At 69.0% G+C, this 13,999-nt stretch carries 10 protein-coding genes and 3 pseudogenes; 7 read left to right on the forward strand and 6 right to left on the reverse strand.

The annotated features are described in order from the left end of the window. Positions 1 to 16: 16 nt before the first annotated feature. Positions 17 to 250 carry a hypothetical protein gene (locus GA0074696_RS20210; protein ID WP_088962549.1) on the reverse strand — a complete coding sequence of 78 codons (234 nt, stop codon included), beginning with the start codon at positions 248 to 250 and terminating at the stop codon, positions 17 to 19. A gap of 216 nt (positions 251 to 466) precedes the next feature. Between GA0074696_RS20210 and GA0074696_RS20215 the strand changes: the two are divergent. Next, positions 467 to 802, forward strand: a pseudogene (locus tag GA0074696_RS20215) (tyrosine-type recombinase/integrase); the annotation flags it as partial. Positions 803 to 858: 56 nt separating this feature from the next. Continuing rightward, positions 859 to 2,103, forward strand: a complete 1,245-nt coding sequence (locus GA0074696_RS20220; protein WP_088962550.1) for an IS256 family transposase — start codon at positions 859 to 861, stop codon at positions 2,101 to 2,103. Positions 2,104 to 2,470: 367 nt separating this feature from the next. On the opposite strand, the pseudogene GA0074696_RS20225 reads toward GA0074696_RS20220, so the two are convergent. Further along, positions 2,471 to 2,869, reverse strand: a pseudogene (locus tag GA0074696_RS20225) (IS701 family transposase); the annotation flags it as partial. Between the two features lie 212 nt (positions 2,870 to 3,081). Next, a pseudogene (locus GA0074696_RS20230) lies at positions 3,082 to 3,425 on the reverse strand (transposase); the annotation flags it as partial. Here GA0074696_RS20230 and GA0074696_RS31450 point away from each other — a divergent pair. From GA0074696_RS31450 to GA0074696_RS31960, 4 genes are all read left to right on the forward strand, one after another. Then, complete coding sequence (locus tag GA0074696_RS31450; protein WP_197700916.1) at positions 3,336 to 3,740, forward strand: hypothetical protein; 405 nt, start codon at positions 3,336 to 3,338, stop codon at positions 3,738 to 3,740. The pseudogene GA0074696_RS20230 and the gene GA0074696_RS31450 sit on opposite strands and share 90 nt — an antisense overlap. A gap of 270 nt (positions 3,741 to 4,010) precedes the next feature. Then, positions 4,011 to 5,261 (forward strand): YbfB/YjiJ family MFS transporter, encoded by a 1,251-nt coding sequence (locus GA0074696_RS20235; protein ID WP_088962551.1) that lies wholly within the window; start codon positions 4,011 to 4,013, stop codon positions 5,259 to 5,261. A 12-nt stretch (positions 5,262 to 5,273) separates the two neighbouring features. Then, positions 5,274 to 5,690, forward strand: coding sequence for a universal stress protein (locus GA0074696_RS20240; protein ID WP_088962552.1), 417 nt, complete (start codon positions 5,274 to 5,276; stop codon positions 5,688 to 5,690). A gap of 205 nt (positions 5,691 to 5,895) precedes the next feature. Further along, positions 5,896 to 6,882 carry a site-specific integrase gene (locus GA0074696_RS31960; protein WP_231925093.1) on the forward strand — a complete coding sequence of 329 codons (987 nt, stop codon included), beginning with the start codon at positions 5,896 to 5,898 and terminating at the stop codon, positions 6,880 to 6,882. 212 nt (positions 6,883 to 7,094) lie between these two features. Here the strand turns inward: GA0074696_RS31960 and GA0074696_RS30895 are convergent, their stop codons facing one another. Together GA0074696_RS30895 and GA0074696_RS20250 are read right to left on the reverse strand one after the other, a co-directional pair. Further along, positions 7,095 to 7,232, reverse strand: a complete 138-nt coding sequence (locus GA0074696_RS30895) for a hypothetical protein (RefSeq protein WP_157746049.1) — start codon at positions 7,230 to 7,232, stop codon at positions 7,095 to 7,097. Between the two features lie 90 nt (positions 7,233 to 7,322). Next, a complete protein-coding gene (locus tag GA0074696_RS20250; protein ID WP_157746051.1) occupies positions 7,323 to 11,087 on the reverse strand; it encodes a S8 family serine peptidase in 3,765 nt (1,254 codons plus the stop codon). 235 nt (positions 11,088 to 11,322) lie between these two features. Here GA0074696_RS20250 and GA0074696_RS30900 point away from each other — a divergent pair, with 235 nt between their 5' ends. Then, positions 11,323 to 12,339 carry a helix-turn-helix domain-containing protein gene (locus GA0074696_RS30900; protein WP_157746053.1) on the forward strand — a complete coding sequence of 339 codons (1,017 nt, stop codon included), beginning with the start codon at positions 11,323 to 11,325 and terminating at the stop codon, positions 12,337 to 12,339. A 587-nt stretch (positions 12,340 to 12,926) separates the two neighbouring features. Here the strand turns inward: GA0074696_RS30900 and GA0074696_RS20260 are convergent. Next, positions 12,927 to 13,916, reverse strand: a complete 990-nt coding sequence (locus GA0074696_RS20260; RefSeq protein WP_088962555.1) for a LuxR C-terminal-related transcriptional regulator — start codon at positions 13,914 to 13,916, stop codon at positions 12,927 to 12,929. Between the last annotated feature and the right edge of the window lie 83 nt (positions 13,917 to 13,999).

Consider the following 13,999-nt stretch of genomic DNA (forward strand, 5'->3'; position numbering starts at 1 on the left):
CCGCTCGATCATCCTGTCAATTGAATTCGGACCACGCCGAACCGTGCGCCGGATCGACCGCGCCGCCGTCGGCTTGGACGAGACGCCGGACCATCGCGCGGGCCTCGTTGAACCGGAGCACCTTGCCCGTCTCGGAGTCACCGGCTCTGGCGACGACATGCCAGCGGACCTCGCGGGCGAGCCACACGTCACGGCGCGTGAGTCGGCCCCACACCTCGTTCCACCACCGCCCCATCAGCTCCCGCGCCACTGGCCGATCGTGCATATGTGCGAGATCGCCGCCTGCCCGATCTCCGGCCCACGGGTGAGTGCAGGGTCCTCGATACCTCCGTACGCTGACCGCATGTCCGCACTCCCCGGCGTCGCAAGCTAGAAGAGGCGCTACCTCGCCGATGGAGCCACGTCCAGTCGGTCGCCGCCAAGGCCCTGACCGTCGCCGCCGCCGCCGTTCCGTCGGATGACCGGCCTCGTCTTCGCCTCTGCCGCCGGCACGGCCCTTGATCGGCACAACGTGCTTCGGGCCTTCCGCCCCGTCGTCGCCAAAGCGGGCCTTGACCCGGGCGACTGGACTCCCCGCGAGCTGCGGCACAGCTCCGCGTCCCTGCTGTCCGACAGCGGCATGAGCCTTGAACAAATCGCTGACCTCTGCGGCCACTCCGGCACGACTGTCACCGAGAGCGTCCGGCACCAACTCCGGCCGGTGCTTCTGAGCGGCGCAGTCGCCATGGACCGGATCTTCGACGCGGTTGCGTCCACTGGAGTGGTGTACGACTTGCCCGTGATGGGCGTGTTGCGTAGATAGGAGACGGCCACCGCGTGATCCTTCGAGACGACCAAGTCATGAAGGAGAGGAACGCGATGGCCGCATCTGAGAGTGTGAACCCTGTTGAGCTGCTGCGCGAGCAGATCGAGGGTGCGTCGCCGGACGTGTTGCAGGCGATGGTCAAGACGTTCGCGCAGGCGTTGATGTCCGCCGAGGCGGATGCGATCTGCGGCGCGGCGTATGGGCAGCGCAGCGACGAGCGGGTGAACTCCCGCAACGGTTACCGGCATCGGGAGTGGGATACCCGTACCGGCACGATCGACCTGGCCATCCCCAAGCTGCGTCAGGGTTCGTACTTCCCCGACTGGCTGCTGACGCACCGCCGGCGGGCCGAGCAGGCCCTCGTGTCGGTCGTGGCCACCTCTTACCTGCTGGGAGTGTCGACGCGGCGGGTGGAGAAGCTGGTCGAGCAGCTCGGGATCCGGCAGCTGTCGAAGTCGCAGGTGTCGGAGATGGCCGCGCACCTGGACGCGCAGGTCGAGGCGTTCCGCAACCGGCCCCTCGATGCCGGGCACTACACGTTCGTGTGGATGGACGCGCTGACGATGAAGGTCCGCGAAGCCGGTCGGACGGTCAACGTCCACGCTCTGATCGCCGTCGGCGTCAACGCCGACGGCCAACGCGAAGTCCTCGGCCTCGATGTCGCCTCCGACGAAGACGGGGCCGGCTGGTTGGCGTTCCTGCGGTCGTTGACCGCCCGCGGCTTGGCCGGTGTCCGTCTGGTGATCTCCGACGCCCACGCCGGTCTCGTCCAGGCCATCGGCGCCGCCCTGCCCGGGGCCGCATGGCAGCGTTGCCGCACCCACTACCTGCGGAACCTGCTGACGAAGGTGCCCAAGTCCGCGCAGCCGTGGATCGCCACCCTGGTGCGCACAATCTTCGACCAGCCCGACGCCGAGGCCGTCCGAGCCCAGTTCGCCCGGGTCGTGGCGACCATCGAAGCCAGGTTCCCGGCCGCGGCCGAGCACCTCGATGCCGCCCGCGACGACCTCCTCGCGTTCACCGGCTTCCCGCGCGAGATCTGGCGGCAGATCTGGTCGAACAACCCGCAGGAGCGGTTGAACAAGGAGATCCGCCGCCGCACCGACGTCGTCGGGATCTTCCCGAATCGGCCCGCGATCATCCGACTCGTCGGCGCAGTCCTCGCCGAGCAGACCGACGAATGGACCGAAGGCCGCCGCTACATGGGCCTGGAACTACTGGCCAAAGCCCGCCTGATCACCCTCGACACCGACCAACACGACACCGACAACACCGAGCCGACCCCGATCGCCGCATAACATCAAACCGGATCCCGCGATGGCCGTCTCCTACACCACCTGCGCGGACGTGACCTTCGACGCTAAGGCGTAGTCACTCAGTTAGTCACCCAAGTACGACAAAGGGGCCGTCTCGAACTTCCGAGATGGCCCCTCACCTGTGTCGGGACGGCCGGATTCGAACCGACGACCCCTTGTTACCAACCGTAGCCACCCCGACCTTGTCATTGACTGTCAGAGATAGGCGTTGAGCTGCACAGACACGATCAAGCAATGATCGCTTCTTGTCACTGGTTGTCAACCGCAGGCGGGGTTTTCGGGGGGTAAACGGGGGCAGGCCGAGAGGACGTCACCAGGTTCCACCGTGCCCCACTCCCCCATCGGGACCTCCCCTCACCACCAGAAGGACGTGCCTCTTGGCGATCTGCGGCTTGGCTGCGAATCCACCTCGTTGCCGATGCCCAGAGCGCGGCAGCGTTCACGATCGTCGGTCCATGCCGCAGGCAGGTACAACCGCCGGATCGCCGAGGTGTTCGAGCAGGTAGTCCCGCACGTCATCGCGGACTGCCTCGATGTCCCAATCGGAGAGCGCAGCAACCGCTGCATGCCATCCGGTGACACCTCACCGCCCGCTCCGCGAGGGTCCAGCCGTTCTTGCGCTGCAGACCAGCGGCCAGCCCACACAGGTACTGCCGAACCCGAGCGCGCGGCTCACCCGCCGGAACCGCCCAGCGATCCGCGCATGTAACCGATCCAACTCCGCCGCCGACGCATCGGCGGCTGCCACCGCGGCAGGGGCGCTCGCCGGTCAGAACGAGAGGACGAGGTACTGCGCTTCGGACGGCTGCGCGCGGCGGCCTCGACCGGGTCCGACTGAGGTCGGCTGGCGGCCGAGACCGGTTACGCCGACCAGGCGCACCTGAGCCTGTTGGCGCCTGAACTGGGCCATAGCCACCGAACTGGGCGAATGTTGTGGTCCGCGTCGTCGGGAATGATCCGGACTTCCTCGTCGGGGTCGGCGCAGATTCGCGACACCTCGGACTTGGAGATCCCACCGTCCGCACCGAGGGCTTTGACCAGGTCGTCGGCCTTGCGGGTGGACACCCCGTGCAGGTAGGCCTCCATCACCACGGCGAACAACGCCTGGTCGACCCGGCGGCGCCGCTCGAGCACGCTCAGGAAGAACGACCCGTGCGAAGCTTCGGGATCGGCAAATCGAGGTTCCCGGCCGTCGTGCTCAGGGTGCGCGGGCGGTGGCCGTTGCGCTGCGCCACCCGGGCCTCGCTGCGCTGATGCGGGGCGGCGCCGATCACCGCGGTCAGCTCCGCCTCGATCAACGCCTGATAGATCGTCTCGGCTGCCTGCCGGAGAGGACGGAGTACGCGATGCCCCTGGACCAGCCTGCCTTGTTGGAAGTGCTGGATGCACTCAAGGCAGCCGACGTGAGTGATCGTGTGCGTGTTCTTGGTCGTTCACACACAGAGACTCACGCGATGACCCCCTTCGATGCCGGCGGCACGCCGAAGGCGGTCAGCTTCTACACCACCCGGCGGGACGCGATCGCTGAGGCGGGGCCGAGCGGGATCAAGGCGGCGAAGAAAGGCCTCCCGCCGGAGCGTCGACTCTCCCCTAGCTGTCTGTCAACTCGTCAGCGGTAGGTGCCTCGGCGAGTTTGATCCGCCGAACCGCCGGCCGACGATCCCGGCCAGCCATTGGTCAAGCGGGTCCGAGGCGATGTCGTCGATTAGCTCGGCAGCAACTCGTGGCGCACCCCTCCGGCGGGCGCCCACACGTGCCGGCATATGTCCTGATTCATGGGGTACGTGGGGAAAGGATAGCATTTTGCGCCGCCCTGCCCGCTTGAACTGCCGCGAAACCCGACCTGAGAAACGGGGTACTCCGATGGAGCCATCGATCGAGCCGCGGCGATGACCGCTACCCCCGCCGCGATGACGTCCGGCCACCGGACCAGCGAGCCGCTGATTGCGCTGGGACTGGCCGCCGGGCCCGTCGTGGCGCTCGGCTTCACCCGCTTCGCGTACGCGCTGTTGCTGCCAGCGATGCATGATCAGCTGCACTGGACCTTTGCCGCCGCCGGCGGTATGAACACCGCCAACGCCATCGGCTACATCCTCGGCGCGGCGACCTCCGCCTGGTGGGCGCGCCGCTTGGGCGGCAGCACAGCCTTCATCTGGAGCCTTCTGATCAGCGCGGTCATGCTGCTGGCCACCGCCGTCACCGGAAACTACGCCGCGCTCGCCGCCATCCGCTTCATCGGCGGCGCCTCCACCGCGATTACCTTCGTCGTCGGCTCGGCGCTGGCCGCCCGCATCCACACGGGGAATCGACGCCACCGTCCAGCCATGCTCGTTGCGATCTACATGGCGGGCGTCGGCATCGGCATCGTGCTCTCCGGCGTGGTCATTCCGGCCACGATCGCCGGACTCGGCACCGCCGGGTGGCGGTTCGGCTGGCTGGCCATGGGCATCCTGGCGGCGCTGGCGCTGCTGCCGGCCATCTGGGCCGCCCGCCGGACACCCGCGCCAGCCGTCGCTGGGGCCGGCGGCCACGAAAGAATCCGTTTGGGCCCACTGGCGCCAACCTTCGTCTGGTACGTGCTCTTCGGCGCCGGCTACGTCTCCTACATGACGTTCATCATCGCCCTGTTGCATTCCGAAGGCCTGCACCTCGGCGCACAGGCGGCGTTCTTCATCGTGCTGGGAATTGCGTCGGTGATCGGCACCCTGACCATCTGGAGTCGGATCACCGGGCGGCTGCGGCACGGCCACGCGCCCGCGCTGGTCAGCGTGATCGTGCTTATCGGTGTGCTACCCGTGCTCATCTGGCAAGGCCTCGCCGCCGCCCTGCTCTCCGCGATCATCTTCGGCGCCACCTTCATGGCCGGCCCCACCGCCGCTACCGTGCTCGCCCGGCGCCTGCTGCCCGCGCACAACTGGACCGCCGGCATCGCGCTGCTCACCGTCGCGTTCAGCGTCGGTCAGGCGATCGGCCCCCTGGTGTCGGGGCTCTTGTCCGACACCAGCGGCGGCATCACCAAGGGATTGTGGCTGTCGGTGATCCTGCTCGGCGTCGCCGCCGTCGTGGCGCTGCTCCAGCGCGACCGCCCCGCCCTACCGCCCGCGGCGACAACCCCGCCCGGCGCAATTGCCAACCGCTAGGGAGTCACCCTCATGTACACCCGCATCCTGGCCGCCATCGACGGCACCCACCGCACCGCACACGTCCTGGACGCGGCCATGCACCTGGCGCAGGCGTCCGGAGGCACCGTCCGGGTGCTCCACATCGAGCCGGCGGAGGCCGCCTTCGACGCCAGCGGCGACACCGAGGACGACGAGTCCGCCCACCAGATCGCCCAAGCGGCGGTGGCCCGGCTAACCGCCAGCGGGGTGACCGCCCTCGCTTCGGTGGCAAAGGCCCCCGACTGCGACATCGCCACCGTCATCGTGACGGCCGCCGCCGACCAGAGTGCCGACCTGATCATTGTCGGCCCACATCACCGCCGGGGCCTGGCCGGCTGGGTCGCCGGCAGCGTCAGCGAAGGCGTCGTGCGCCTCGAGAAACAGGCCGCGGTGTTACTGGTGCCGTGACGCTACCGGCCCGTCGACTCGGAACCTGCTCGGCCAGGCGGAGCGGGTGCGCCGGGGCGGTTACCCGTCGCAGGCGGCGGCCCGGCGGGCGCGGGACGAGTTGCTGGCGTTGTCCCGCGAGGAGCAGGCCGGCCGTTCCTGGACGGTCACTCGGTGGTTGGGGTACTGGTTGTCAACCAGGACCCGGATCCGGCCGACGACGAAAATGCACCACACCCGCGATGTCGAGCAGTTCCTCATCCCGCACATCGGGCAGCTGATCCTCGGGGATCTGACCTCGCGGCAGCTCAACGTCGCGTTCACGGCGATGGCGTCCACCCGCAACCGTGCCGGACGACTCCAGTCCGCCTGCACGCTGCAGCATGTTCACACCACACTGCGGGCAGCGCTGACCGGCGCGGTCCGTGAAGGGCTGATCAAGGACAACCCGGCCCGGCGCGTGGAGCTACCCGCTCGCCCGCGCCCGCAGGCCCAAGTATGGACGGAAGCCCGGGTCGCCGAATGGGAAGCTAGCGGCGAGCGGCCCACCATCGCGGTGTGGACACCGACGCAGCTGGGCAGTTTCCTCGACTACGTCCGCGACGACAACCTGTTTGCCCTGTGGTGGCTGATCGCCCTGCGCGGACTACGCCGCGGTGAGGCTGCCGGCCTGCGCTGGACCGACGTCGACCTGCACGCCGGCCAGCTGTCCGTGGTACGGCAGCGCACGACCGCCGGCTACGACGTGCACGAAGGCCCGCCGAAGTCCGCGGCCAGCCGCCGGTCGGTGGCGCTGGACCAGCTGGAGATGAAGTCCCACTCGGTGTGCGTACGGGTCGACAGCCGCCACGTGCACCCGCGGCGCCCCGTAGGTGCCCTTCGACATCGCGTGCACTGTGGTGATCTTTTCGGTCAGGGCCTGGTCGACGCGCTAACGCTCGGACCGCTCGCCACGGGCGTGCTGGTAGTAGGCGGACCGGGAGACCTTCATCAGCTCACACGCACGCTTCACGTTGCGCGAGCCGGCCTGCTCCGCCTCGATGAACGGGTACACGTCCACGGGTCTCCTTCGCGAAGAAAGCCGTCGCCCGGTTCAAGATCTCGACGTCCTCGCGCAACCGCCGATTCTCCCGCCGCAACTGCGCCAACTCGGCCCGCTCATCACCGGACAACCCGTCGGACCGCGCGCCCGCGTCGAGCTCAGCCTGCTTGACCCACTCCCGCGCGGCGGTCTCGGTCAGGTCGTTCCTTCGCGACCTGACCGATCGTCCGATCTCCCCGCCGACACAGTTCCACGATCTCGGCCTTGAACTGCGCCGTGAACGACCGACGAGGCCGAGGCCGCTTCCTACCCATGCTCTCCATGATGCTGGACATCCTCCCGGAGCCCACCGGCTCCTGATCGCAGATGTCCGTCAAAGCGGGTCAGGCCCAGTTCTCCTGCTTGTGGTACAGGCCGGTGAACACGATCGCGTCCACGACCTCGCCGAGGTCGAGCACACCGGCCATCGTCTCGGGCTGGTCATTCCAGCCGGGCACGATCGGCCGCCAGTACAGCAGCACGCTCAGCCCGACTCACCCGCTCGCTGGAGTCGGGTGATCGGGGCCGCTGACGGATTCGGCATCGTCAGCGGCTCCCGATCACCCGACATGTCAGCGCACGTCGTACGCGCGCGTGATGGTCTGGGAGACCTTGGCTCCCTTCGCGTCGGTGAGCTCGACGCGCAGGCTGACCTGCTTGCCGGAGTCACCGGAGTGGTCCACGACGAGGTCCGCCCCGGAGGACGTCAGGCGCGTCGTGCCCTGGACCCAGGTGATGCCGCCGTCCGTCGAGGTCCACACCCTGGCGGACTCGATGGCACTCGCCGGGTAGCCCGGATTCGCCTGGACCCTGGCCGGGATCGTCACCGATCCAGCGGCGACCGTCTTGAGCCCGTCGCCGGGCAGGTCGAGACGCGGAAGGAGCATCGGCAGCGGGCGGCTGTAGACGTCGGGCTCCTCGTGCGAGTCGAACGTCCACGACGTCTCGATCAACGTCGAGCGCTTCCAGAACTTCGCCGGCGCCCCGATCTTCTCCGTGGTCAGCGTCAGCTCGTAGGTCGAGTCCTCGGACGGGACCTTGAAGACGTCGTAGGGGTAGGTGCTCTTACCCACGGTGACACCGTTGCGCTTGAGCTCGAGCTTGCCCAGGTCGCCGAAGCCGCCGGCGTCGGCCCAGTGCCCTGCGCTGTCGGCCCAGATCGTCGGAGCGACACCGATGAGCTCACCCTGCCGCTCACCGATCATCTGCGGCACGCCGTCGCTGTTGTTCCGGACACCCGGTGCGAGGATCCCCCCGTACCACGAGTCGGTGACCTCCTGGCCGGGCGTGAAGGTCCGGAAGCGGTCGCCCATGACCTCGCCGAACGGGAAGCTCGAGATGACGGACTTGAGCCACTGGGTGCCATCGGCGTTGAGGTACTCCGTCCGGGTGTTCGGCATGGCGAGGGGGTCGATTCCACCGGGGGCGAAGGCGACAGTGCTCGGACGCCTGGCCACCGTCATGTCACCGAAGTCGGTCGTGGCACCCATGCTCGAGTACGTCGCGTTGATCCGACCGAGGGAGGAGTCGGCCACGACGTGCTTCTGGGCCGTGACGAGCTGGCCGTCGGAGAAGAAGCCCAGCGTGTAGGCGTACGGGCTCTTCGCCTGCGCCGACCATGTGATGGTCACCGGACCTGCCGCGAGCTCAGCGCCGAGCGCGGCACCCTCGCTGGCGGACAGGCTGTAGACGGGCAGTGGCGTGGCGCTGAAGCCGGCGGCCGGGAGCCACGTGCCCGGGTCGTCGCGGTAGACGAGCAGTGCCTTGGCGCCTACGGCCGCAGCCCTCGTCTGGATTGGGAAGTCGCTGCCGCCCGGAATGTGAGCCACGGCCACCTTGCCCGCGACGCTCACGGCTGCGAAGTCGGCAGCGGTGCCTGCCCCGACCGAGACGGCCTCCGCAGTGCCCTGCCCGTCGAGGTTGCCGACTCCGGGGCGCGGCGAGAGCGGGTGCAGGGCCAGCCCGTCGGACGTCGTCATGGACGAGACGAGCGGGGTGATCCTCCGGCTCCAGTGCCCGAACTCGAACGATCCGTCACCGTTGGCCACCTTGCCGGTGATCTGAGCGTAGATCTCGCGCGTCCCAGGACCGATGTTCAGCGTCCCCACGTGCAGCCAGTTGTTCGGCCACTGCCGCTCGAAGGTGAGCGTCGTCGAGCGAAGCTCGCTGGGCTGCTCGGTCGAGACCGTGAGCGGGTACGCCTGGCGGGCGTCGAGGACGAACGAGGTGTCCTTGTCGATCGTCACGTCCGGACGGGCGAGGTACGCCACCGACGCCGGAGCCGACGGGTTCGCCGTCCCAGGAGTAGGCGTCGCCGCGAACGACGTGAGAAAGTAACGACCCGGGCGGACGGTGTAGGTCTGCACCTTTCCGCTGATGAAGCGCCGCTCCCCCTTGGACGTGTCGGTGTTGACCAGGTCGACCGACGACGAGCCGGCGGCGAGGTTGCCGTTGCGGTCGACGACGGACACCGTGACCGTCACCGATGGGGCGCTGGCGTAGAGGTTGAACGCGGTCGAGACCCGCTGACTGTCGTCGGTCGCGACGATGCGGGCGGTGATGTCGCCGAGCGCGCTGTCGGAAATGTTCGCGCCGAGCTGGACCGTCACCGGGACCACGACGCTCGCCCGCGCCGGGACGACGACGTGCTGCGGGAGCTTGAGCAGGGGCGTGTTGACCGGGCGACCGTCGTTACCGGTGACCCGCTCGACGGAGAGCCGCAGGTCGACGGAAGCGTCCCCACGGTTGGTGTACGTCAGGCTCTTCGCCTCGTAGGCCTTGGTCTGCGGGTAGGCGAAGGCCCCTCCGTAGACGCTGGACTGCCCGGTGACCTTCTGGGAGAGCATCCGCGCGATGTCGAGACGACCCGCGCCGACCTCCTGTGCGGCTCCGGCGACGGCCGGGTCCGCCGAGGAGGTGAGCAGGTCCTTCAGCTGCGCACCGGTGAGGGTGGGGTTCGCCTCCTTGGCGATGGCGGCGGCGCCGGCGACGTGCGGCGTGGCCATCGACGTGCCGGACATAGTCTGGTAGGCGTACAGGCCGCGACCGCCGGCGGCGGCTGCGAGGATCCTCACGCCGGGCGCGGCGATCTCCGGCTTCAGGACGTGGGTGCCGCCCACCGGGCCGCGGCTGGAGAACTGCGCGGTCGCGTTGGTGGAGTCCACGGCGCCGACGGTGAGCGCGGACGTGGCACAGCCCGGGCTCGAGACCGTGTTCTGGCGCGAGCCGATGTTGCCGGCCGCGATGACGAACAGGCTGCGGCTGGAGCCGGAGAGCTCGTTGACGGCCTGGGAAATGGGGTCGTCACAGGTCGTGGTCGGCTCGGCGCTGCCCAGGCTCATGGAGACGACGTCGGCGTTGTTCGCCACGGCCCACTGCATGCCAGCGATGATCTGGGACTCGAAGCCGGCGCCCGAGTCGTTGAGGACCTTGCCGATGAGCAGGTCCGCACCCGGGGCGACACCACGCTCCTTGCCACCGCTCGCAGTTCCGGTGCCGGCGACCGTGGACGCGACATGCGTGCCGTGCCCGACGCGGTCGTCGGTGCCGGTCGCGGACCCGGTGAAGTCCTTGCTCGCCTTGATGCGGCCGATGAGGTCGGAGTGACCCGCGTCGACCCCGGTGTCGAGGACGGCCACGGTGCTGCCCGCACCGTGGAGGCCGGCCTGCCAGGCGACGGGCGCGCCGACCTGCGCGGTCGAGTCGGCGAGTGTCGCACGCAACGCGCGGTCGAGCCAGAGCTTGGCCAGACCGTTGCCAGCGCCCGAGCTCGCGTCGGTGAACTCCGCCCAGGCCGCCTCGACGTCCGACTTGTCGACGGCGTACGACAGCGAGTTGACCGAGGTCAGAGCGCTGCTGTCGCTGGCCCCGGTCGGCGTGGGCGTCGAGTCGGTGACCGTCCGGCTGCCGTCGTCGTACTCGGCGATGACCCGGATCGCGTCGGCGTGGGCGTCGTCGAAGCCCTGGTCGACGAGGCCGGTCACGTTGAAGAGCTCGCGGTCGACGAGGTTTGCCGCGAGAGCCTGCGCCGCCGTGGCGGGGAAGACGTAGAGATTGTCACCGTCGCGGAGTGTCTCGTGGTCGGGGACCGTACCGTCGTCTCCGGGCAGCATCTGGGCGATGGGCTGGCCGTCCGCTGTGCGGGTGAGCCGGACCCGGTCGCCCGAGATGAGCGTCACCGTCGCCGACTGCTGGGCCTGAGCGTGCTCGGCCGACCCGACGATGGGCCGGGGCTCGCCCGCGGCCGATGCTCCGGGAACTAATGGGGAGAGTGCGGCCGCCGCGATGGCGAGAACGCCAGCGGAAGCGAGGGTACGACGACGCCAAGTGCGGCGCATAGGACCTCCGTGGGGACGAAGCGGGCACGAGACCCGGATGTGGGACGACGCAGCACCGGTAGGGCGTCCACGCCGCCGCCGGCCCTCAGGGTGGTGGTGGGGCCAGCGCCAGGGTGCCAACCGAGGCCCGCCTCGGGGAACCTGGGCGGGCAGGCGGAGAATCGACATGTCGTGTTCTCGACAGCCCGGCATGCGCGACGGTCGCACCCGAGCGGAGGTCTGAAGGGAGTGGTCGGTGGCCCTGGAGCTCGATCTCAGCGCTCTTGGCCTGACAGCCGCACAGGAGCGGGAGTACCACTCCCTCGTCGTCGACGGGGGCGGCACCGTGGACATGCTCGCGGCACGGTGGCAACGCCCCGTCCACGAGGTGCGCAGGGTCCTCGGCTCGCTGCGTGACCTCGGGCTCGTGGAGGTGGCGACGTTCGAGGGCGACGTGCGCAGATGGTTCCCGACAGCCCCGGATGTCGCGCTGCAGGGGTTGCTCAACTCGCGTCGGCACGCCTTGTCGGTGGCGGAGATGTCGGTGGCGGCGCTGACCGAGATGTTCCGCCGCGATCTCAACCATGCCGACGTCGGCGACCTGGTCGAGGTCGTGCTGGGAGCTGACGCGGTCCGTCGGCGGTTCCTCCAGCTCGAGCTCAGCGCTCGTGAGGAGGTCTGCACCTTCGTCGACGCCCGCCCTGTTGCGGTGAGTCCCGAGGAGAACACGGCGGAAGCGCAGGCGCTCGACCGCGGCGTGACGTTTCGCGTCGTCATCGAACGCGCGGCCTTCGAGGATGACGCGACGGTCGCTGAGGCACGGGAGGCGCTCGGTGCGAACGCCCTGGTCCGAGCCGTCCCCAAGGTGCCCACCAAGTTGCTCGTGACCGACGGGGTCGTGGCCATGGCCCCGCTCTCGGTCCGGGGCTACGCAGCGGCCGCCGTGGTCATCAGGGCCCCGAGCCTCGTCCACTCGCTGGTGACCCTGTTCGAGTCCGTCTGGGCAGCGGGCATCCCCGTGGTCCTCGACCTGGAAAAGGGTCTCGTGGACGGCCCCGCTGCTGGGCCGGACCCGGACGACCTCGCGCTCCTCTCGCTCATGCTCAGTGGTTTCACCGACGAGGTGGTCGGCAAGCAGTTGGGGATGAGCGGCCGCACCGTCCAGCGCCGCCTCAGGGCGCTCATGGACTTCACCGGGTCGACGTCGCGCATGCAGCTCGGCTGGGAGGCGTCCGAACGCGGTTGGGTCACTCGTCGCTCCTTCGACTCCTGAAGAGCAAGTCGCTGATCCCGGCGTCCTGGACCGACCTCGACGGTGGCGAGATCCACTACGACATCCGGACCGGCCGGGCCACCTTCAAGGCAGAGATCAGCGGGGAAACGATCAACCAGCTCGCGCAGCAGGTCCGCCGCGCGGAAGCCGTCCGCTGGCGGGCAGCCGCGTCCGCACACCAGGTCCGACCTGCAAACGAAGAAAGGCCCGCCGAGTTCGGGTCCCAAATGATCATGGGAGCAGTCCCAGTGAGGCTCCGCCTCATACCTGTGGGGCTCGAATACTCGGTTCGGCTGTCTGAAGTGCGGTTCTGTGCGAGCTCGAGCCCTGCGCAGCCGTCACGCTCATGGCCATGAGCCGACACGGCCACCTCACTCAGGCCGCTTGTCTCCGCCTCCCAGACGCGACGGATGACCTCAGTCGGTCCTAGCGCCTGAAGCAGCGTCAAAACCTCGGGCTAGTCGGCAAGCAGCCGCAGCCTCGGGCTGCACCTGACCTATGACCCGGAAACACAAACGGTGCAGGGCAGATGTGGATCTTGCCACGCATCGTGGGATTCGGTTCGTGTCCGAGGGCTACTGTCCCCGTCACGTCCAGTCGTGACGTACGGCGTAGCAAGCGAGTTGCATCCGACTTTGAGCTCCGGCCAGATCCATCAGGTGGCGCAGGCGGCGTTGCAGGGTTCGCAGGGAGAGGTCGAGCTGGGTGGCGACCGCCTGATCGGTGAGTCCGGCCAACAGCAGAGCCAGGATCCTCCGGTCCAGCCCGGTGGGGATGTTGCCGCCTTCGCCGTGAGCATCCTCAGTGCTGGTCAGATCGCCGAATGCGGAAATGCTGAGCGGATAGGCGTGGCGCCACACCAACTCGAACAGCGCGTCCATCGCGGTGAGCAGCCCGGCACGGTGCAGCAGCACCGCACCGGGCTCGTCCCCTGGCGAAACGGTCAACGGCACCAGGCCCAGCTCGGTGTCGGCCAGCACGAGTTTGGTCGGCAGCGACTCGGCCACCCGCACCTCGACACCGTCGCGCAGCGACACGATGGTCTCGGCGACCACGCCAGGTTCGGCGAGCGCCGCCCGGTCGACCACAACCCGGTAGCGCACGCCTTGGGCCACCATCTGCGACTCCACCGGATTGGCGCCGGGCGGTACGGCAACGAACGGTGTGGTGATGAAGAAGCGGACCTCGGTGCGGGCGGCGTGCTGCACCTGCGCGAACCGGTGCCGGACCGCCTCGACGCCCGTGACCACCTCGATCAGCTCGCTGATGCTGCGGCCCGCCATCGCCTTGCGGTGTTCCTCGGCGAGGGTGACGAGCGCCAACTCGGCGCTGCGCAGCGCCGCCTGCCGTTCGCTGATCAACGACCCGAGCGCGACCGCGGGCGGCGCTGCCGCGAATCCGCCGCCGGGAGTGGTCTTCACCAGGCCGGACGCCATCAGATGTGACAGCGCCGCCTCGACCGCGGGCGTGGGCAGGTGCAGGGCGTCGCCCAGCTCGGCCGGGGTGGCTTGGGCACGACCGGTGAGCACGGTGTAAACCGATTCTTGTTCGGGGCTCAGGCCCAACGCACCCAGCATCGGCGGCCGCCTCCCCTCCACCCATTGCTGCGGAAAGAGTATGTGCCACGATGATGGATCTTGCCCAGCCCCAGGTAGCGGGG

It is taken from the genome of Micromonospora purpureochromogenes (assembly GCF_900091515.1).
Classification (GTDB): Bacteria; Actinomycetota; Actinomycetes; order Mycobacteriales; family Micromonosporaceae; genus Micromonospora; species Micromonospora purpureochromogenes.

What these genes read in the sequence shown, in the direction of transcription:
- GA0074696_RS20220 (WP_088962550.1), top strand. Translation starts at nt 859, where the DNA reads ATGGCCGCATCTGAGAGTGTGAACCCTGTTGAGCTGCTGCGCGAGCAG.
- GA0074696_RS20235 (WP_088962551.1), top strand. Translation starts at nt 4,011, where the DNA reads ATGACCGCTACCCCCGCCGCGATGACGTCCGGCCACCGGACCAGCGAG.
- GA0074696_RS20240 (WP_088962552.1), top strand. Translation starts at nt 5,274, where the DNA reads ATGTACACCCGCATCCTGGCCGCCATCGACGGCACCCACCGCACCGCA.
- GA0074696_RS31960 (WP_231925093.1), top strand. Translation starts at nt 5,896, where the DNA reads ATGCACCACACCCGCGATGTCGAGCAGTTCCTCATCCCGCACATCGGG.
- GA0074696_RS20250 (WP_157746051.1), bottom strand. Translation starts at nt 11,087, where the DNA reads ATGCGCCGCACTTGGCGTCGTCGTACCCTCGCTTCCGCTGGCGTTCTC.
- GA0074696_RS20260 (WP_088962555.1), bottom strand. Translation starts at nt 13,916, where the DNA reads ATGCTGGGTGCGTTGGGCCTGAGCCCCGAACAAGAATCGGTTTACACC.